The following is a 19,630-nucleotide window of genomic DNA, read 5'->3' on the forward strand; positions in this document are numbered from 1 at the left end:
ACGCGAAAAGGCCGGATTCCGCTCTCGGGATCCGGCCTTTTGTGATGTTGTGTACGAGAAGATAACTGATAGGCCATAATAGATACATGAAAATTTTAGTGGCTGACGACGAGCAGGCCGTCCGCGATTCGCTCAAGCGCTCTCTCCGCTTCAACGGGTACGAGGTGTGCCTGGCCCAAGATGGGGAAGAGGCCTTGGACATGATCCGCACCGAGGAGCCGGATCTGACCATCCTCGACGTGATGATGCCCAAGCTCGACGGTCTCGGCGTGTGCCGTACGCTGCGCTCTTCCGGGTACGACCGGCCGGTGCTCATGCTCACCGCGCGCGACGGCGTCTCTGACAGGGTCGCCGGCCTAGACGCGGGCGCGGACGATTACCTGCCTAAGCCTTTTGCGCTCGAGGAGTTGCTCGCGCGAGTGCGCTCGCTGCTGCGTCGCGCCCGGGCGGACTCGATTGACGAGAATTCGCATGAGTCTTCGTCGTTGAAGTTCGAGGACCTCACGTTGAACCCGGAAACGCGCGATGTGACTCGCGGGACCCGGACGATTTCGCTCACCCGCACCGAGTTCGCGCTGCTGCACCTGCTGATGCAGAACCCGCGCCGCGTGCTGTCGCGTCAGACCATTCTGGAGGAGGTGTGGGGCTACGATTTCCCCACCTCGGGCAATGCGCTTGAGGTCTACATCGGCTACCTGCGCCGCAAGACCGAGGCTGCAGGCGAGGCCCGTCTGATCCACACCGTGCGTGGCGTCGGCTACGTGCTGCGGGAGACTGCCCCGTGATCCTGCGGCAATCCGCCGAGACCTTTCAGCGCGACCAGGACGCCTGGCAGCTTACTCCTGAGGAGATGCAGCCGACGCAGTTTAAGAATTCGCGCTTTCTAGGTCTCGGCCTTTCGTTGCGCCAACAGCTGGTGGTGCTCACCGGCGTGATGGTGGCTTTTGCGGTGCTGGTCACCGCGATGGTCAGTTATTGGGCTGCCACGACTGCGATTACTAACTCCATGGACAATGACTTGAGCTCGAAGGCTTATGCCATTGCCCGGGAGGCGGAGAAGAGTTCAGAGGCTGACCTCGAAGCGGAGATCGCGCAGTTCAAGAAGTACAACCCGGGGATCAAGGCCGCCGTCTCTCCGGCGGGCTCCAACAAGTACTTCGGCGACGCCGTCCCGGTCGGTGGTACCTTCCACTCGCAGAAGGAAGGCGAGCAGATTTCCACCCGCACCGCGGGCGGGGAGCGCATCTTGGTGCTGCGTTCGGAACGTGGAGCATCCGTTGCACTTGCCGAGCAGGTCGACCCCTCGAGGCGTCTGCAGGGCAGCTCCGGTGCGGCCCTGCTCGTGATCCTGGCCTTGGGGGCCGCGATGGCGTGGGCGGTGTCCACGATTGTGGCTGCGGCAGCACTCTACCCGCTGCGGCGGCTGCACCGCGCGGTGGATGAGGTCACTCGGACCGAGGAGCTGAAGCCACTGCCGGTGGAGGGCGATGACGAGCTGGCAAAGATCAGCCGTTCCTTCAACGAGATGATGCGTACCCTGCAGGATTCACGCACGCGTCAGACGCAGCTCGTTGCCGATGCGGGCCATGAGCTGAAGACTCCGCTGACGTCGATGCGCACGAACATCGAGCTGTTCATGATGATGTACAAATCCGGGCACCAGGACATGATCTCCCAGGAGGAGCGCGACAACCTCGAGCACGACGTGCTCGCGCAGATGGAGGAGATGTCCACGCTCATCGGCGACCTGGTTGACCTGGCGCGCGAGGACTCCCCGAACACCGAGTTTGTGGACCTGCGCTTGGACGCCATCTTGGAGGAAGCCCTGGACCGAGTGCGCCGCCGTCGTCCCGATGTGACCTTCCAGTTCCATGCGGACCCGTGGATCATGAAGGGCGACCACTTTGCCATGGGGCGCGCGCCGATCAACCTGATCGATAATGCCGCGAAGTGGTCACCGCAGGGCGGCACCGTGCGTATCTCCCTGAAGGCCGCGACCACCAAGGCTGTGCTGATCGTGGACGACTCCGGCCCGGGCATTGCCCCGCGTGAGCGCGACCGCGTCTTCGAGCGCTTCTACCGTGCCCCGGAGTCGCGCGCGATGCCGGGCTCCGGCCTGGGACTCGCGATTGTGAAGCAGGTGCTTGATCGCCACGGCGCGCAGATCTTCGTGGAAGAGTCCGACGACGGCGGCACGCGTATGCGCGTGGTCTTCCCGGGCCGCCGCCCTGAAGAGGGCGAGTAGGGCACTTCCCCCAGTGCATCGCACACAGGAAGTGCTCAGGAAGCGGTACGTTGGGTAGTGCCGTGCCTCAAGTCGGCGCGCAGAGCGGTCCCGCATAATGGAGCACATGACTTTTCCGGAGGAACCGCGCAACCCAGAAGGCGCGAACCACACCCAGCAGGCCGTTTACCACGTTGCGAACCCGCCGCACCAGGCGTCATCCGGGAAGCGCTTCGGCCCGGGTGCGATGATCGCCACGGCCCTGGTTGCGTCGCTGATCGCCGGCGGTGGGGCGGGGTATGTCGCCGGGAGCCGTGGGGCGGAGCAGTCGGGTGAGACCTACAATGCGCTCGAGGCACAGCCACCAGAGTCGGCAGAGTCGGCAAGCGAGCCTGAGGGCGAGAAACCGCAGGCACCGAAAGGCTCGGTGGAGGACGTGGCCGCACAGGTGCTTCCCGGGGTCGTCTCGATCATGGTGCAGACCCCGCGCGGGGGTGCGGAGGGCTCCGGTTCGATCATCTCCTCGGACGGCTATGTGCTGACGAACCACCACGTCATCGGGGACGCGCAGAGCCCGCAGGCGCGCATCCAGGTCACGCTGAATGACGGCACGCGGCACGACGCGACCTACGTGGCCAGCGACGTGAACACGGACGTCGGAGTGCTCAAGATTGAAAACGTGAGCAACCTGCCCACGATGAAGTTTGGCAACTCCGACCAGCTCGCCGTGGGCCAGGAGGTCGTCGCCGTCGGCTCGCCGCTTGGCCTGTCCGCGACGGTGACCAGCGGTATCGTCTCCGCCCTGAACCGCCCGGTGCGCGCGAGCCAGGGCGGCGGCGAAAGCTCGCTCATGGACGGCATCCAAACCGACGCGGCGATCAACCCGGGCAACTCCGGCGGTCCGCTGGTGGACATGCAGGGCAACCTCATCGGCATGAACTCGGTGATCGCCTCGCTGTCGGCGGGCTCCTACGGCGGGCAGCAGGGGGGTTCGATCGGCTTGGGCTTTGCCATTCCCTCGAATTTTGCCAAGCGCGTCGCCCAGCAGCTTATCGACGACGGCGTGGCCACCCAGCCCATGCTCGGGGTCAGAGTCAGCGCGCTTGACGACGGCACCGAGGGCGCCCGGGTCGCCGCCGTCGAACCCGGCAGCCCTGCGGAGCAGGCCGGACTGCACGCCGGTGACGTGATTGTGAAGCTCAACGACCGGCTCATCGACTCGGCAGATGCGCTGATCGCCGCGACGCGCTCGCACGACTTCGGCGAGACCGTCACCCTGCAGGTGGAGCGCCCGGGGGAGGAGGATCCCGTTTCCGTAGATGTGACGCTCAGTTCCGAGTAAGTTAAGGGCTACATCATGGGCAAAAATTCCGGCGCTTGCCGGTAAGGGACGTCGAGGAAGAAGGTTATGGCAGAGACAATGGGGACGACGGGGACCACGAAGACACTGGATGCGTTTGACGGCGCGGAACCGGACGAGACGTTCCTGCGCGCCGTGGAGCTCGAGCAGTCCACTCCGGCGCAGACCCGTGCGATCGTAGTGCTCGTGGGGGATCACCGCTACGAGTCGCCGGGGGACAATACCGACAAGATGGTCGCCGAGCTGCTGGGGGAGTACGGCTACCACGTTGATGGCGTCGTGCGGACCAAATCGAAGAAGTCGGAGATCCGCAAGGTGATCGAGACCGGCGTGGTCGGCGGCGTCGACCTGGTGCTCACGCTCGGCGGCACCGGCGTGGGCCCGCGCGATAAGACGCCGGAGGCCACCCGCACCGTGATTGACAAGATGGTGCCGGGCGTAGCGCAGGCCATCCGCTCCTCGGGGCAGTCCTGCGGCGCGGTGGATGCGGCGACCTCGCGCGGCATTTGCGGCGTCTCCGGCTCGACCGTGGTGGTGAACCTCGCACCGAGCCGCCAGGCCATCCGGGACGGCGTTGCCACGGTTGCCCCGCTGGTGGAGCACCTCATCGGCGAGCTCAACAGCTACACGGTGCAATAGGTATGGCACGGCAGCGCCGCAGGGTACGCCGCGTCGCGGACGTGGACTACGACCGCACCGCAGACGCGCCGACGGGCACCTTCGTGGGAGAGAGCAACGACTCGGACGGTCTGCGCGAGGTTGCGTTGGAAGAAGACGCGGAGCCGGAGCTGACCGGCCGGGCCTTCTACGAAAACGAACGCCCGCCGCACCACGGTGAGTAGGTGCGAGCGGGCGTTACGAGCAGCTGGAAAAGCTACTTGGTTTCTGGGCTCTCGCCGGTTGCCGGCGGGGTGGAGCTGCCAGCCTGCTGCGGGGTCTGGCCCGCGAGCATGTCGCGGATCTCGGTGAGCAGCTCGGTCTCGGTCGGTGCCGGGGTGTCCTCGGAGATACCGCGGTGACGCTTCTGCATCTCGTCGAGCTTGTTCATCGGAGCGACGATGAAGAAGTAGACCACTGCCGCGATGAGCAGGAAGTTGATGATCGCGGAGACCAGCATGCCCAGGTCGAGCGCGGTCTCGGGGCGGCCCGGGATAACCGGGATCTTCCAGCCTTCGCCGACTTCGGCGTCGCCGAAGATGTTCAGCAGCGGGGTGATGATCGCGTCAGAGAACGCGGTGACCACAGCGGTGAACGCGGCACCGATGACCACACCGACAGCCAGGTCGATGACGTTGCCGCGCAGAATAAAGTCGCGGAAGCCCTTGAGCATGGAAAACACTCCTTGTTTGAGTCATGGGGGAAAGTCACCATGGTGGCGAAGTTGCGCGATCATCCATGGCAAATGTCAAGAGTACGGAGTCTATGCCGAAGTTGCATCCGGAGTCAAAACCACCGCGAGCGGCTCGGTCAACGACGACGCCGCCACGGCCGCCGCCTGGGACTGGCGCAACAGCACCAGCACCGTATCTTTCCCGCCCGAATCCTCGTCGCTGACCGTGACTATGCGTCCGCCGGTGGCCACGGTGCGAGGCCCCTCGGTCACGATGTCTACCCGGGCACCGTGGTGCAGCATTGGCAGGATATCGGGCTCTGCCAAGGAGATCGGCACCATCGTAAAAGGCTCCCCGGTAGGAGCGTCGGCGACGAGGTCGCTGACCAGGTCGGGGCCGACCAGGCGCGTGGTGGTGACTACCTCACCGGCCGCGGCCGAGGCGGCCAAAATGTGGGAGTGTGCGAGTGCCTCCTCACTTAAGGCGTGGTCCGGAAGCACCTCTTCGGGCACGCGTCGCAGCGTGACGTCCTCCGGGCTTAAGCGAGTGCCGGCGGCCACATCGCGCGCAAAGACTACGGCGACCGGGTCGGTGTGTGTGGCGCGCACCAGTGCGCTGACGCAGGCGGCGGCAATAAGTAGGGCGGCGAGCACCCGCCGCAGCAGTACGGTGCGGCGATAGCCTGGGGTGCGCAGGCGCGTTGCAAGATCCATGCCTATTAGACGCAGCCGCCGCCCCCGCGGTTCCCATTGCCTGGCTACTTTCTTTCTGCCCACCACCAGCCAGACGGGGTGATCACCGCCTGAACGGCCACATCGTGTGCGTCGTGCGGCACGGCATCGACCACGTTGTCGTCGTAGACCACCGCGGCGGTGGGGGCGTCGGTGGCTGAAAGTGCCCGGTCGTAGTATCCGGCTCCCTTGCCCAGCCGCATGCCGCTGGCGTCCACACCCAAGGCAGGCACGATGAGTGCGCCGCAGGAGTCGAGTACGCGCGAGGTGTAGCGCGGCCCGGCAGGCTCGCTGATACCGAGCGCACCCGGTGCTGCGGGTGCGCCGTCCTGTACCGCCCACGCGAGTACGCCGTCGGGAAGCGAGAGTGGCACGAAGACCCGGCGGGCATGCGCGCGCAACATGTCCGCGAAGTTGGCCGCGCCGGGCTCGGTAGGCAGCGGGTTGTAGGCCGCGATGTTGGAATCCTCGGCGCCTATGTCGCGTAAAAACGACATGGTGTGTTCCGTGAGCGCGGCGTCGAGAAGTGCCTTGCGCTGCGGGTCATCGCGCAGTGCGCGGCGGGCCTGGGTGAGCTGCGCGCGCAGTGCCTGCTTTGCAGAGGAAGATCGCGGGGACATCGAGCGGGATCCTTTCGTGCTGGTGGTGTCTGTGAATGTCTGTGAAACGCCCGGGAAGTTTCGCGCGGGAGGGAGTCGGAACAAAATAGCAGTTTTGCGCGATGTAGGCTGGGTATTTATGCGGAATTCTAGCGAAACGACCGCCGCGTCGACCTCTGGCGCGGTCAAGACAGTTGTGGTGCCGGCGGCAGGTATGGGGACCCGCTTTTTGCCTGCGACGAAGACTGTGCCGAAGGAGCTTCTGCCCGTGGTGGACACTCCGGGCATTGAGCTGATTGCGGAGGAGGCCGCACAGCTGGGTGCGCAGCGCCTGGCCATTGTGGTTGCCCCGCAAAAAGAGGAGATCATGGCGCACTTCGGCGAGTTTTCCACCCTGCGCGAAACGCTTGCCGCCCGCGGTAAGGACGAGCAGGTGGAAAAGGTGGCGCGCGCCGCTGATCTGATCGACGCGATCTCGGTGACGCAGGACAAGCCGCTCGGCTTGGGGCATGCGGTTGGCTGCGCGGAGGTCGCTCTCGACGAGGACGAGGACGTCGTGGCCGTCATGCTGCCGGACGACCTGGTGCTGCCGGCCGGTGTGATGGAGAAGATGGTCAAGGTGCGCGAGCAGCTTGGCGGCTCGGTGTTGTGCGCTTTCAACGTCACTCCCGAAGAGGTCTTTAACTACGGTGTGTTCGACGTGGCCGAGGCAGATGCTGAGGTCGAGGGCATCGAGGTCAAGCGCGTGCTTGGCATGGTGGAAAAGCCCGCGGTGGAAGACGCCCCGTCGACGCTTGTTGCCACGGGCCGCTACTTGCTGGACCGGGCGATTTTCGACGCCCTGCGCAGGATCACACCGGGCAAGGGCGGCGAGCTGCAGCTGACCGATGCCATCGAGCTGATGATTACCGAGGGCCACCCGGTGCACGTGGTGGTCCACGACGGCAAGCGCCACGACCTGGGTAACCCGGGCGGCTACATTCCGGCGAACGTGGACTTCGGTCTGCGCAGCGAGAAGTACGGCCCGGCGCTCTACACCGCGCTGAAGCAGATTATCAGCGACTTTGAAGCAGAGAACCCCGATGTTGTCCGTTAACTCTTACTAGGATTGGTCGAATGCGCAGCGTTGAAGACCAGCGAGCAATGGTGGTTGACGCGGCGGTGACGCCTGAGCCGATCCGCGTCGGAATTCTAGATGCCCTTGGCCTGATGTGCGCCGAGGAGATCACCGCCACCGCACCGCTTCCCGGCTTTGCCCAGGCCGCCGTCGACGGCTATGCCGTCCGCGCGGTTGACGTGGGCGGTGCCGCTGGGCTGCGCGCTTCCCGCGACGCCAAAGACGAGGAAGTCCCCGCAGGCCGCGACCGCACTTTGCCCGTGGTTGGCGAGGTCGCGGCGGGCTCGCAGAAGCCGCTGCGCCTCCAGCCGCGCCAGGCAGTCCGTGTAGCTACCGGTGCGCCGTTGCCCACGCTTGCCGACGCCGTCCTGCCCCTCGAGTGGACCGACCGCGGCCGCAAGCGACTGACCCCAACCCGCACGGTGCACACCGGCGATTTCGTGCGGAAACCGGGCGCGGACATCCAGCCCGGCGACGTCGCCGTGCGCCAGGGCGCAGTACTCGGGCCCGCCCAGATCGGCCTGGTTGCCGCTGCGGGCCGCGAAAAAGTGCTGGTCTACCCCCGCCCGCGTGTGACCGTGATCAGCTTTGGTCTGGAACTCGTCGACGTGGACCGCACGCCCGGGCTGGGACAGGTCTATGACGTGGCCTCCTACGCCGTGGCCGCCGCCGCCGAAGAGGCCGGGGCGGACGTGGTGCGCGCCGGGCTGATCCAGGCGGAGCCGCGTCGGCTGCGCGAGACGATCGCCGGGCACGTCACCCGCTCAGAGATGGTCATCATCACCGGTGCCGTGGGCGGCTCCGGCGCGAACGTGGTGCAGGACGTGCTGCGCGAGATGGGCGAGATCGACACCCAGCGCGTGGCCATGCACCCGGGCTCGGTCCAGGGCTTCGGGCTGTTGGGCGAGGAGCGCACGCCGGTGTTCCTCCTGCCCGCGAATCCGGTCAGCGCGCTGGTGATCACGGAGACGATCGTCCGTCCCGCGGTCCGCCAGGCGCTCGGCAAGACGCAGGTGCAGCGCCGACTCATACAGGCGCGCTCGGTGCGCGCGATCGAGTCCATCCCGGGCCGCCGCGCCTTCATCCGCGCCCGCCTGATGCGCGATATTGAAACCGGCGAGTACCTGGTGGAATCGCTCGGCACGGCCGAGGGAGGAGCGGCCCACCTGCTGGCGGGCTTTGCAGAGGCCAACGCCATGATCTGCCTGCCGGAGGACGTCACCGACGTGCGCCCGGGCGACGTGGTGGACGTCGAGTTTTTGCAACAGCGCAGCTAACCAATGTCGCTGCTGTCCCTGTTCCGCGAGCCCACACCGGGCTGGCCCGAAGACACCCCCACGCTGCAGCTTGCCGACGGCACCACGCTCAAACTCCGCCCCCTGAAATCCAGCGACGGACGCGCCTGGCGCGAGACCCGCATCCTGGATGAGCAGTGGCTCAAACCAGTCGAGCCGACCGTCCCCGGGACGTGGGAGGAGGCGCACTCGGCCCAGGCCTGGCGCGCCAATTGGCTGAACCTGCGCAAGCTGGCGCTCGGCGGCGTGGTGATCCCGCTAGTCATCGAGGCCGACGGCCACTTCGCCGGACAAGTGACCCTGGGCAACATCCAGCACGGCGCGGTGGGGGAGTGCTGGATCGGTTACTGGGTCCACTCGCCGTTTATGGGGCGCGGGATCGCGACGGCGGCCTGTGCTTTGGGGACGGACCATGCGCTCGGCAGGGTGGGGCTGCACCGGGTGACGGCGACCTTTCTGCCGGACAACCCGGCGTCGAGAAGCGTGCTCGCGGCGAACGGCTACCGCGAGGAAGGCTACTTCCGCAAGAACCTGCACATCGACGGGCAATGGCGCGATCATCACTTCGTGGCGCTCAATGCCGAGGACTTTCCGCAGAGCGCGGTTGCGCGGCTGCGGGAGCAAGGACGCGTACGCTAAATTCTTCCGTCGGCACACGGCGTGCCTGGCGGTTGTGCGGGGCGGGCGCGGTTAGCGTTAGTGCAGTTTCTTATCTCCATCGCCGTCGTCTGTCGCGTTGAAAGGTGGCTTTGCCCATGGGCAGCCTGAGCTTGATCATCGTCCTCATCCTCGTCGTGTGGATCATCGTGCTTGCCCCGATGCTCTCGGGCAGCGTGAAAAAGATCCGCCGTTCCGGCGAAGGCTACGAGGAGACGCGCGTGCTGCACGAGGGCGGCACCGAACCCATGGTGTCGCGCCGTCGCCCGAAGCTCACCGCCGCCGATGTGCACCAGCACGCCGAGGCCGATGAGGACGTCGAGCTCGTCGAGGCCGAGGATGAGCAGGTGCTTATCGACGACGCGCCACCCCTGCGCACCATCTTCCGCAAAGATGTCGAGCCCGCCGAGGAGACCCCCATGGTGATCGACGCCGAGCCGGTTGAGGAGACTGAAGCGGCAGAGGATGCTGAAACGGCTGAAGACGCTGAGACTCAAGAGACGGCAGAGGGTGGCTCGACCCGCGTGGAGCTGGATGGTGAGGCTGATGAATCTGCTGAGTCTGTTGAAGACGATGCAGACTGGGAGGACCCTGAGGACGCTGACGATCAGCACTACGAGCTGCGTGAGGCCTACGAGTCCCCGGCCGATTTCGGCTACGTCGACGAGGATGCACCAAAGGTCGAGCGCGCGCAGGAGGATACACCCGAGCCGGCACCCGTAGGTGCGGACTCGCTCGAGCCGGACGACAGCGACATCGCCTTCGCCAAGACGCGCCGCGGCCGCGGTGGCTACGACCCGGAGCGCGAGCGCGCCGCGCGCGCGGAGCGTTTCCGTCGCCGTCAGCGCACCTTCCTTGGCCTGATCATCTTCTTCGTGGTCACCTTCGTCATCGCATTCGTCGCGGGTGGGTGGACCTGGATCCTGCCTGCGATCGCGGTCGGGCTCAATGCGTGGTTCTTCATCGCCGCTCGCGGTGCGGTGCGCAAGGAGCGTGCCCTGCACCAGCGCCGCGTACGTCAGCTGCGACGCGCACGCATGGGCGTGGACCTTGCCCAGCGCCCGCAGCCCGCGCCTGGCGAGCGTCGCCGCGTTGGCTCCGTCATCCTGGACATGGACGAAGAACACCCCGACTTCGAGACGCTCCCGGTCTACCGCCGCGAACAGGAACGCGACGAGTACTACGGCGATCCACGCGATTACACGCCGCGCGCGAGCTAACGTTGCAGGCCTCTCACCAGCGGATTTCACCAGCTGGTGAGGGAGGAGTAACGTTGCTTCCCAGCACGGGGCTATAGCTCAGTTGGTAGAGCGTCGCGTTCGCAATGCGAAGGTCAGGGGTTCGATTCCCCTTAGCTCCACTGGATACAAACCCCCAGGTCTCACGGCCTGGGGGTTTCTTCGTGTTCGTGCAGGTAGTGGGGGAACTGGTCTAAATGGAGCTAGCTCCGTTTAAGGAATCTGGTTTTGCGCGACCTGGTGTTTTGGCGGTGGCGTTGGGCCAAATGGAGCTAGCTCCGCTTAGAGCAACCGGGCTGTCGCTTTGTGGCTTCACTCGTAGACCACGTTTAGACCACGAGATCGTCTCGGGGGAAGGTTTATGACCAGCGATTCTGGAAATAATGACGCAGGTACGCGGTACGCTAAGTCGATGGCTGACATGACGCGTCATGGGAGCGAATCCGCCGTTAAGCAACGGTTACGCAACACGACGGGGCGACGAGGGGAAGTCCACTAATTGCAAAATAGCTTTCACCGGCGGCACCATTCGTCAAAGACGACGTGGTCAGCGGGTGCGTAATCCGATCGTGGACTGTTAAGCGGTAGTCTGGCTATCGGAGTTGGAGAAAAGTTGGCTGGAAGTCTAAGGGAGGTGCATCATGGCGGGGAATGGAAAACATGTTGCCGCGATGGTGCGCAGCCATGCCGCTGGCGATGACGAGAGTTTCTATTCAGTAGCACTTCAAGTAGCTGCGCGCGAGGCTAAAGCTGGCCATCACGTGCTTGCTCGCGATATCAAGAAGGCCGTCGACGCTTCCCGGGAACGCGCGCCGATTGGGAACGTCACGCCGCTTGCGCAGCCACGTGGGGAACTTGCTGAAATTGTGGAAGTGACCTATCCCGAAGTGCGACTTCGAGAGCTTGTGGCGCCTGCAGAACTTGATGCACAAATCAAACAAGTTCTTGCAGAGCAACGTCAGCGAAGGATACTGCTCGACCACGGTTTTGCTCCAGCCCACAGGTTGCTTCTGGAAGGCCCTCCCGGTACCGGAAAGACGATGACTGCAGCGGTACTCGCATCCGAACTCGCCGTCCCAATGTTTACAGTTAGGCTGGACAGCCTGCTGAGCAAGTTCATGGGGGAGACTGCTAGCAAGCTCCGTCTTGTGTTTGATGCTGTCGCGCAGCGACGTGCCGTGTACCTGTTTGACGAGTTCGATGCCCTCGGGGGCGATCGTTCTGGGAACGATGTTGGTGAAGCTCGCCGGATCCTTAACTCGTTTCTCGTTTTTCTAGAGGAAGCAAGTGCTGAATCCCTCGTACTTGCTGCTACAAACCACCGAGCGATCCTGGACAAAGCTCTCTTTCGGCGCTTCGATGCGGTTCTGACATATTCATTACCTGATGCGCGTCAGTCCATCGCAGTGATGAAAGCGCGACTTGGGACACTCGCGAGCGGCACCAGCATGGCGGGACTGGGCAACTACACAGCCGGTCTGAGCCATGCCGAGCTCGTCAAAGCTGCAGAGAGTGCTGCAAAGACGGTATTGATGCGCGGAGAAAAGACGGTCCAGCGAGAAGATCTCATCGCTGCTCTGGCGGCCCGCCGAAAGGCAAGCCTTGGCTGATATGAACCGCGGACTTGATCACCTCTATGTGCAGGGGCATGCGGTAGACGCAAACCTGAGTCGAAAGGGCGGGCCACAGAAATCCCGGGTTCGCGACGTTGACCGCCGCGCGCATGGTACCAGGTTGAGAGACGAAGCGGCTCGTGCGCTTGACAGGGCTGGCGAACATGAAGCGGGAACTCTGCCTAGTGATGAGGAACTGCGGGCAACTGGCACCGTCATCGTGCTTGAAGGAGAAGGATCTGCATACCCGCTGCAGAAAGATTCACTTAACGTCTATGTGGGAGGCAGAAAACGGAAACCAAAGTGGCTCTTGTTATCCGTGCGCGGCGGACAAGACGGGCAACCGGAAAAAGCGACTGTGTGGGTTTCGGACTCCTACCGTGCCCAGTTCTTGACGATATTTGAGGACTACCTCAATGATGAAAAGAACTCTCCGAAGGGCCTGCCGAAGCGTCAGACCCTCGTCGCGAATATCTCGCGTATCCGTGAGGCAGTCCTCGAGGATCTGTGGACTTCGGAGTCACAGCCGCAGAAGTCGGACTTTCAATGGTGGGAACTTTGGCTTGATGCCAGCAGTGAGCACCTCGCAGCCTGGGAACGATTCATTAGCGTGAGCGAGCTCGAAGTTCGCCAAGGCGGATTTCGTCTAGGCGACCGTCTCGTGGTTTGGGTCAAAGCCAAGTGGGAGCAACTGCAAGTACTCCCGTTTATGTCAGTTCCACTGGCTGAGATTCGTGAGCCACAATTCATCGATACGGTAGAGGATCTGAGCATTGATGAGCAGACTGAGTACGTTCAGGATCTTGCCTACCGCAACATCCGACCCCATAAAGTTGCACCATCGGTTTGTGTCCTCGACACAGGGGTTTTGCGTACCCACGTGCTTCTGAAGGATGCTTTAGACCCGACTGACCACCACTCAATTTTCGGCGGCTCGGGTACAGATGTTCACCCGAACGGTCACGGCACGGCGATGGCTGGTCTAGCACTGTTCGGGAACATCGATCCGTTGCTCATTGGGAAGAACACTGTTTCGCTTCGACACCGGTTGGAATCAGTTCGGATGTACTCCGGAAAAGGGGAGCGGCAGATCGGCCCCATCGACTACGGCACTGCCACGACTGATGCAGTCAATATCCCAGAGATCACCAACCCAGACGGTAAGAGGGCGTTTTGCCTGGCGCTGAGCACTAAGCCTGACTCTCCTGGGGAGCCAACACTTTGGTCTGCATCAGTCGACGCATTGGCAGCAGGTGTCGAAATTGGTCGTGAGGGGGATGAACTCCAGCTGTTGTCGACTCCAGAACATGACTCTTCTCGACTTTTCGTAGTTGCGGCAGGAAATGTGAGCAGTTGGGCAACTGACTACCGCACGAATTCCCAGAATTCTCCGATCCAGGACCCTGCGCAAGCGTGGAATGCCCTTACCGTTGGTGCGTACACCGAACTCACCCACGGCCCATCCCACCCGCAGTACGCGGGATGGAAGACCGTGGCTGCGTCAGGAGATATTTCACCGCATACGACAACCTCACTCCATTTTGATACGCACCGCTGGCCGGTTAAGCCGGATATCTGTATGGAAGGGGGCAACGTGCTGACAGATGGTGACAGAATGTTCGAGCCCAAGATACCGTCGCTTTCGCTGCGTACAACGGGACACCGCACCAACGTAGCATTGGTCTCAGCCAACGCCACGAGTGCTGCGACCGCACAAGCATCGCGTCTAGCAGCCCTAGCGATGGAGCGCTACCCCTCGTACTGGCCAGAAACAGTCCGTGGTCTCTTGCCTCATGTCGCAGAGTGGACGGATTCGATGCGGCAACAGCTCGATGCAGAAACCACGAAGAATGGCCGTCAGATGCTTCTTCGCCAGTTTGGGTGGGGCGTGCCATCGGAGGAGGCTGTGCTGAACTCGGCGCGCAGTGCCGTCACACTTGTCACCCAAGACACCTTCGTGCCGTTCAGCGGGAGCAAATATGCCATGCGGCAGTTTCGGCTCCACGAGTTGCCATGGCCGACCGACGTGCTCCAAAGCCTTGGGGAGGCAGAGGTGCGGCTGCGCATCACCTTGTCCTACTTCATTGAGCCCTCTGCTTCACGGCGAGGATGGAAAAGCAAGTATCAGTACGCATCCCACGGCCTGCGGTTTGACCTCCAGGGGAGGATGGAAAACCAAGCTGAGTTTATTCAGCGAGTGAATAGGAATGCGGGAAACGAAGAATCCGGCGCAAAGAGTAACGAGTCAGGCCGTTGGTTCCTAGGGGAGCGGGGACGGCACCGTGGTTCTCTGCACCAAGACGAGTGGATCGGCACGGGCGCTGAGCTCGCTCACTGTAACAACGTTGCGGTTTACCCCGTGGGTGGTTGGTGGAAAAGAACAGCCGCAAAGATCGCCGGGAACTACCCGTCCGGTATGCGCTTCTGATTTCGCTGAAAACTCAGGAACAAGAAGTGGATCTCTATACTCCGATCGCAGCCCAGCTCCAGATACCGGTTCCAACGACGATTACTACGTAGCCCCGCAGGCTCCCACGTTTGCCGCAAAGCGATACGTCGCCGTATCCTTGCACCGCTATTACCGGCCTGACAGGAGGACCCCGTGACCACTGATAAGCTTCGCCGCGCAGTCCTTGTCGTTGCGCTGCTGAACCTCGCCTACTTCTTCGTGGAGTTTATCGCCGCGCTGGCGATTGGGTCGGCGTCGCTTGCCGCGGATTCCGCCGACTTCCTCGAGGACACAGCGATTAATCTGCTCGTCTTCTTCGCGGTGGCGTGGCCTGCGCACCGCCGCCGGGTGGCCGGCAGCGTGCTTGCTGGGCTGATCCTCATTCCGACGGTCGCGGCGATCGTCATGGTGGTGACCAAGATCCTCAACCCTGTCCCGCCTTCGCCGGAGGGGCTGACCGGCGTGGCGCTGGGCGCGTTGGCAGTCAACCTCATTTGCGCGGTGATCCTGCTCAAGCTGCGTGACCAGGGATCCTCGCTGGCGAAGGGAGCGTGGCTGGCTGCGCGCAACGACGCGCTGGCGAACGTGCTCATCATCGTCGCGGGCCTGCTCACCTTCGTATGGCCGACTGCCTGGTTCGACATCGTGGTCGGGGCGATCATCGCCGCGATCAACCTTTCGGCGGCTAAGGAAGTGTGGGAGGAGTCCCGCGAGGAGCACGCCTCGGTGGAGGAGGCCTTCGAGGATATGGGCGAGTGCTAGTCGCCCCACACTCCGGATGCGCCGCGTCGCCAGGTGCCGACGAGGTTGGTATCCACGATGCCGACGGACTCCATGAGCGCGTACATGGTCACCGGGCCGACGAAGGTAAAGCCCCGCTTCTTCAGATCTCGTGCCAGTGCCTTCGATTCGGGCGAGAAAGTGGGCACTTCTTCTGCCGTGCGTGGACGCGGGGTGGCCTCGGGCTTGTATGACCAGATGAGTTCGCCGAGGTGCGTGCCCTCGTCGCGAAGCGCAACGGTCGCTTTCGCGTTCGTGATGGCGGCGTTGAGTTTTTGCCGGTTGCGGATCAGCGACGCGTTGTCCATCAGGTGATCAATCGATTCCATCGCGGCGACCTTGTCCGGATCGAACCCGAAGAAGGCCTCGCGGAAGGCCTCGCGCTTGGACAGAATGAGACGCCAGGACAGTCCGACTTGGAATCCTTCGAGGCAGAGGCGCTCGAAGAGCGACGCTTCGTCGAAAAGCGGCATGCCCCACTCGGTGTCATAGTAGGTGCGCAGCAGCGGGTCGGTGGCGGCCCAGGGTGGGCGCACCAGGCCGTCGTCGCAGGTGATGGGCAGGGACTTGGGTTCTTCGTAGAAATTGTTCATATATATTTGACTCAATTTATGGCGCTTCGGTTCCATCGGTAGGGTAATTGGCATGAACAGGCCCGCCGTTCGAGACTTCGCCCTCCTGCTGATGCGCCTGGTCGTTGGGGCAGTTTTCATCGCCCACGGCTACCAGCATTGGTTCGCCTCCGGTATGAGCGCAACCGCCCAGGAATTCGCCCGCTTTGGCGTGCCGCAGCCTACCTTAAGCGCCTACGTCGCTGGGACCGTGGAGCTTATCGGCGGCACTTTCCTGGTGATCGGCCTGCTCACTACGATCGCTGCGTCGTTGCTGCTCTTGCTCACTGTCGCAGCCACCTACTTTGTGCACCTGGGCAACGGTTTCTTCGTCGCCGACGGGGGCATGGAGTACACCTTGGTGCTTGCCGCGGCGCTGTTCTCGCTCGTGGTCTTCGGTACCGGCCGCGCGAGCTTGGATGGGGTGTTGACCCGTGATTAGCCACGAACAAGTCCAGGCCGCGCTCTCGGCGCGCATCGACGGCGAGGCACCGGGCCTCGAGGACTCGCTTATCGACGCCCACCTGGCCTCCTGCGCCGAGTGCACCGCTTTCTGGGAACGCTCGCTCGCGCTCTCGGAAAAGGTGCGATTCGCTGAGGTCGACGGCGGGATGGCCCCGCCGGGCGACCTGTCCAAAGTGATCCTGGCCGGGGTGGATGAGAAGTGGCGCAAGCTGGCGCAGCGTCGTCTGGTGACCCTGGCGATTGGGCGAATTATCCTCGTCATCGCCGCGCTCGTGTGGGCCTGGTGGGCGGTGCAACCACTGCTGGGCACTGATGCGTCGGATGGGCTGATGACCTCGACCGCGGCGGTGCGCTTCGGCGTGGCGCTCGCGCTTGGAGTCAGTGCGTGGCGGCCGCGGCAGATCCCCGGCGTGCTCCTCATCGTGGGCACGATGTTCACCTTTACCGCGGGCTTCGCGGTGCGCGACTGGGTCCTCTCCATCGGCGAGTTCGTCCCCAGCATCGTGTTTATCCCCCTGTTTACGCTGCTGGGACTGGTGTGGACCTGGGTGGCGGACCGCGGCATTGAGATCCGCCGCGCCTGGCACCTGCTCGACGCTAACCCGAGCTAGTGCGCTACTTCCAGCTGGGCAGCCACATCAGCGACTGGAAGTAGCCTTCCGGGATCATGTAGCCGTAGAAGATGGGCGAGAAGTAGAGGAAGTTGGCCACGACCAGCGCGAGGTAGGCAAGCACCGCCAGTTGGCCCGAGCGCAAGTCAGCCCCCGCTACTCGACGCACGAACGCGTTGCCGGTGGGCGCGCCCTTCTTCGCAATGTTGCCAAGCGCAAGTCCGAGCAGCACTGCGGTAAACGGCACCAGGGCGGTGGCGTAGAAGAAGTACATCTGGCGGTCAAAGGCAGCCAGCCAGGGCAGGAAACCGGCCATGAACGCCACGAGTGGCAGGATGACGCGGTAGTCGCGGCGGGTGACCCACACCCACGCAGCCCACAGCAGGACCGGGATGGTCAGCCACCAGATCGCGGGCGTGCCGAAGAGGTAGATCATCTCCCGGCACGTGTTGCCATTACCACAGCTCAAGTCGGTGTTGGAGTAGTAGAGGATCGGACGCGAGGCGACCAGCCAGGCCCAGGGCTTGGAATCCCACGGGTGGGAGTGGCCGGAAGACGAGGTCAGCGAGCCGTGGAACTCGAGAACCGAGAAGTGGTAGTAGAGCCATTCCGCTGCCGGCGAGGGCAGGGAGGTCAGCCACGGCCAATCAGAGTTCGCCACGGTGCCGTCTGCGACCGAGTGGCGGTACACCGAGGTCTCGGAGGCGAACCAGGCGCGCCAGGACCAGATGTACAGCAGCGCTGGAACCAGCACGATCGAAGCAAGCGCGGAGGGCACATCGCGCAGCAGTGCACCCGCCAGCGGCTTTTCCACGCCGTAGCGCTTGCGCAGCCACAGGTCCCAAAATGCCGAAAGCAGCCCATAAAACGCGATGTAGTACAGGCCCGACCACTTCACCCCAAGCGCCAGGCCGAGCAGCACGCCTGTGGCGAAGCGCCACCAGCGGAAACCGAGGCGTGGGCCGAGCGGGCCCGCGTCATCTAACTTGCCCGTGAGGTAGGCGTCGTGCCACCGCCTATGCACCTGCTGCATGTCGCCGGCCAGCGTCCAGGCCGCGGCCACGACGAAGAAGACCTGGAACATGTCGAGCATGCCGAATTTGGCGGCGACCAGCAGCACCCCGTCGAAAAGCGCAATGGTGCCCGCGAAGATACCGATGGTGGTGGACTGGCTCAGTCGGCGCGCAATGAGGAAGACAAGCACGATGGTCGCCGCCCCGAAAAGCGCGGTAAACAGGCGCCAGCCTAGTGGTGTGTAGCCGAAGAACTGCTCGCCCCACGCCAGCAGTTGTTTGCCCAGCGGCGGGTGCACGACCAGGCCGTAGCCTGGGTTGGACTCGATACCGCCGAGTACCGGGTTGATGTAATCGCGGACCATGTCCCAGGCCTGCGGCACGTAGTGCTTCTCATCAAAGACCGGCGTGCCCTCAGAGGTGGGCTGCGTCAGGCCGAGGAAGCGGGTAAAGAGCGCCAAGACCCCGATCACGCTCGCAGCGATCGTGTCGCGCCGGGCCCACGGCACCGTGTTTGGCGCGGCGGGTTCGGGGCGCTTTGGCCGCCAACGCTTCGCGGCAGGGGCTGGGGCAGCGGGGGACACTTGGGTACTCACGGACAAGGATCTTACTGTGTCGTGCGTATGCTTGAGGTTTATGGTTGCCTCGACAGATCTGCCCAAAGACGCGCTCCCCACTTCGGGCGTGGTGCTCGCCGCAACCCCGCTGGGCAACATCGGTGATGCCAGCCAGCGCCTGCGCGAGATGTTAGAGCGCGCCGAGGTGATCGCCGCGGAAGATACGCGGCGGACCCGGGCGCTGGCCACAGCCTTAGGGGTGAACCCGCGCGGAAAGTTCGTCTCCAATTTTGACCACAACGAGGCCGCGCGCACCGACTCGCTGCTGCGCGCGGCGCGCTCCGGGGTGGTGCTGGTGGTCACGGACGCTGGCATGCCGATCGTGTCCGATCCGGGCCTGAACCTGGTCGCCGCGGCGCACGACGCGGGCGTCCCCGTGGCTTGCCTGCCCGGACCGAGCGCGGTGACGACGGCGCTCGCCCTGTCAGGACTCAATGTCGGGCATTTTCTTTTCGACGGCTTCGCGCCCCGCAAACCTGGTGCCAAGGACACCTGGCTGCGCTCGCTGGTGGGACAAGAGCGCGCCATCTGTTTCTTCGAGTCGCCGCACCGCACGGCGGACACTCTGGCGCGGGCAGCAGAGATCCTGGGAGCGGATCGCCGGGCCGCCGTGTGCCGCGAACTGACCAAAACCTTTGAAGAGGTCAAGCGTGGCACGCTCTCCGAGCTGGCGCAGTGGGCCGAAGAAGGCGTGCGCGGTGAAGTCACCGTGGTGATTGAGGGGGGCCGCGCCGCGGTGGAGGAACCCGCTGACCTCGTCGGGGAAGTGCTTGCTCGGGTGGAGCAAGGCGAGCGGATGAAGGATGCGTGCAAGGCCGTCGCCAAGGCGCACGGAGTGAAAACCGGCGAGTTGTACGATGAGGTGCTTGCCTCTAGGAAGTAGGCCGCGCGCAGCCTGAATATATGCACACGCGCTGGG

The 19,630-nt window shown here is 63.8% G+C and carries 20 protein-coding genes and 1 tRNA gene; 16 read left to right on the forward strand and 5 right to left on the reverse strand.

Features of this window, described 5'->3' with window-relative positions:
* Positions 1 to 86: 86 nt before the first annotated feature.
* The 5 genes from CIMIT_RS03450 (at position 87) to CIMIT_RS03470 (ending at position 4,426) form a co-directional block, all read left to right on the forward strand.
* A complete protein-coding gene (locus tag CIMIT_RS03450) occupies positions 87 to 785 on the forward strand; it encodes a response regulator transcription factor (RefSeq protein ID WP_038589215.1) in 699 nt (232 codons plus the stop codon).
* Positions 782 to 2,245 (forward strand): sensor histidine kinase, encoded by a 1,464-nt coding sequence (locus CIMIT_RS03455; protein WP_231910334.1) that lies wholly within the window; start codon positions 782 to 784, stop codon positions 2,243 to 2,245. Before CIMIT_RS03450 ends, CIMIT_RS03455 begins: the two co-directional genes overlap by 4 nt.
* 106 nt (positions 2,246 to 2,351) lie before the next feature.
* Positions 2,352 to 3,566 carry a S1C family serine protease gene (locus CIMIT_RS03460; RefSeq protein ID WP_407919539.1) on the forward strand — a complete coding sequence of 405 codons (1,215 nt, stop codon included), beginning with the start codon at positions 2,352 to 2,354 and terminating at the stop codon, positions 3,564 to 3,566.
* A 66-nt stretch (positions 3,567 to 3,632) separates the two neighbouring features.
* Complete coding sequence (locus tag CIMIT_RS03465; protein WP_038589218.1) at positions 3,633 to 4,223, forward strand: MogA/MoaB family molybdenum cofactor biosynthesis protein; 591 nt, start codon at positions 3,633 to 3,635, stop codon at positions 4,221 to 4,223.
* Between the two features lie 2 nt (positions 4,224 to 4,225).
* Complete coding sequence (locus tag CIMIT_RS03470) at positions 4,226 to 4,426, forward strand: hypothetical protein (protein ID WP_038589221.1); 201 nt, start codon at positions 4,226 to 4,228, stop codon at positions 4,424 to 4,426.
* Between the two features lie 32 nt (positions 4,427 to 4,458).
* Here CIMIT_RS03470 and mscL read toward each other — a convergent pair whose 3' ends face one another.
* From mscL to CIMIT_RS03485, 3 genes are all read right to left on the reverse strand, one after another.
* A complete protein-coding gene (gene mscL / locus CIMIT_RS03475) occupies positions 4,459 to 4,914 on the reverse strand; it encodes a large conductance mechanosensitive channel protein MscL (RefSeq protein ID WP_038589225.1) in 456 nt (151 codons plus the stop codon).
* Positions 4,915 to 5,004: 90 nt separating this feature from the next.
* Entirely contained in the window at positions 5,005 to 5,628 is a 624-nt protein-coding gene (locus CIMIT_RS03480) for an SAF domain-containing protein (protein WP_038589227.1), read from the reverse strand.
* 44 nt (positions 5,629 to 5,672) lie between these two features.
* Entirely contained in the window at positions 5,673 to 6,266 is a 594-nt protein-coding gene (locus CIMIT_RS03485; RefSeq protein ID WP_038589230.1) for a 5-formyltetrahydrofolate cyclo-ligase, read from the reverse strand.
* Between the two features lie 118 nt (positions 6,267 to 6,384).
* Between CIMIT_RS03485 and CIMIT_RS03490 the strand changes: the two genes are divergently transcribed.
* The 8 genes from CIMIT_RS03490 (at position 6,385) to CIMIT_RS03525 (ending at position 15,376) form a co-directional block, all read left to right on the forward strand.
* Positions 6,385 to 7,341: a UTP--glucose-1-phosphate uridylyltransferase gene (locus tag CIMIT_RS03490; RefSeq protein WP_038589233.1), complete on the forward strand. Its 957-nt coding sequence runs from the start codon at positions 6,385 to 6,387 to the stop codon at positions 7,339 to 7,341.
* A gap of 20 nt (positions 7,342 to 7,361) precedes the next feature.
* Positions 7,362 to 8,639: a molybdotransferase-like divisome protein Glp gene (gene glp, locus CIMIT_RS03495; protein WP_038589236.1), complete on the forward strand. Its 1,278-nt coding sequence runs from the start codon at positions 7,362 to 7,364 to the stop codon at positions 8,637 to 8,639.
* Between the two features lie 3 nt (positions 8,640 to 8,642).
* Positions 8,643 to 9,296 (forward strand): GNAT family N-acetyltransferase, encoded by a 654-nt coding sequence (locus CIMIT_RS03500; RefSeq protein WP_038589239.1) that lies wholly within the window; start codon positions 8,643 to 8,645, stop codon positions 9,294 to 9,296.
* 116 nt (positions 9,297 to 9,412) lie between these two features.
* Positions 9,413 to 10,534 carry a divisome protein SepX/GlpR gene (sepX, locus tag CIMIT_RS03505; RefSeq protein WP_038589242.1) on the forward strand — a complete coding sequence of 374 codons (1,122 nt, stop codon included), beginning with the start codon at positions 9,413 to 9,415 and terminating at the stop codon, positions 10,532 to 10,534.
* Between the two features lie 67 nt (positions 10,535 to 10,601).
* A tRNA-Ala gene (locus CIMIT_RS03510) sits at positions 10,602 to 10,674 on the forward strand.
* A 519-nt stretch (positions 10,675 to 11,193) separates the two neighbouring features.
* Positions 11,194 to 12,162 carry an AAA family ATPase gene (locus CIMIT_RS03515; RefSeq protein ID WP_038589245.1) on the forward strand — a complete coding sequence of 323 codons (969 nt, stop codon included), beginning with the start codon at positions 11,194 to 11,196 and terminating at the stop codon, positions 12,160 to 12,162.
* A 1-nt stretch (position 12,163) separates the two neighbouring features.
* Positions 12,164 to 14,593 (forward strand): S8 family peptidase, encoded by a 2,430-nt coding sequence (locus CIMIT_RS03520; RefSeq protein WP_231910335.1) that lies wholly within the window; start codon positions 12,164 to 12,166, stop codon positions 14,591 to 14,593.
* 174 nt (positions 14,594 to 14,767) lie between these two features.
* On the forward strand, positions 14,768 to 15,376 hold the full coding sequence (locus CIMIT_RS03525) for a cation transporter (RefSeq protein ID WP_038589248.1): 609 nt from the start codon (positions 14,768 to 14,770) through the stop codon (positions 15,374 to 15,376).
* Here the strand turns inward: CIMIT_RS03525 and CIMIT_RS03530 are convergent.
* Positions 15,373 to 15,987 (reverse strand): DNA-3-methyladenine glycosylase I, encoded by a 615-nt coding sequence (locus CIMIT_RS03530; protein ID WP_038589251.1) that lies wholly within the window; start codon positions 15,985 to 15,987, stop codon positions 15,373 to 15,375. The two genes, CIMIT_RS03525 and CIMIT_RS03530, sit on opposite strands and share 4 nt — an antisense overlap.
* A 52-nt stretch (positions 15,988 to 16,039) precedes the next feature.
* Here CIMIT_RS03530 and CIMIT_RS03535 point away from each other — a divergent pair, with 52 nt between their 5' ends.
* Positions 16,040 to 16,447, forward strand: coding sequence for a DoxX family protein (locus CIMIT_RS03535; protein ID WP_038589254.1), 408 nt, complete (start codon positions 16,040 to 16,042; stop codon positions 16,445 to 16,447).
* Complete coding sequence (locus CIMIT_RS03540; protein ID WP_038589257.1) at positions 16,440 to 17,081, forward strand: zf-HC2 domain-containing protein; 642 nt, start codon at positions 16,440 to 16,442, stop codon at positions 17,079 to 17,081. The genes CIMIT_RS03535 and CIMIT_RS03540 overlap by 8 nt, the downstream gene beginning before the upstream one ends.
* Before the next feature lie 4 nt (positions 17,082 to 17,085).
* Here CIMIT_RS03540 and CIMIT_RS03545 read toward each other — a convergent pair whose 3' ends face one another.
* Positions 17,086 to 18,810, reverse strand: a complete 1,725-nt coding sequence (locus CIMIT_RS03545) for a dolichyl-phosphate-mannose--protein mannosyltransferase (RefSeq protein WP_084674254.1) — start codon at positions 18,808 to 18,810, stop codon at positions 17,086 to 17,088.
* Here CIMIT_RS03545 and rsmI point away from each other — a divergent pair.
* Entirely contained in the window at positions 18,731 to 19,594 is an 864-nt protein-coding gene (gene rsmI / locus CIMIT_RS03550) for a 16S rRNA (cytidine(1402)-2'-O)-methyltransferase (protein WP_038589263.1), read from the forward strand. The genes CIMIT_RS03545 and rsmI overlap by 80 nt on opposite strands.
* Positions 19,595 to 19,630: the final 36 nt, after the last annotated feature.

The sequence above is a fragment of the Corynebacterium imitans genome (assembly GCF_000739455.1).
GTDB lineage: Bacteria > Actinomycetota > Actinomycetes > Mycobacteriales > Mycobacteriaceae > Corynebacterium > Corynebacterium imitans.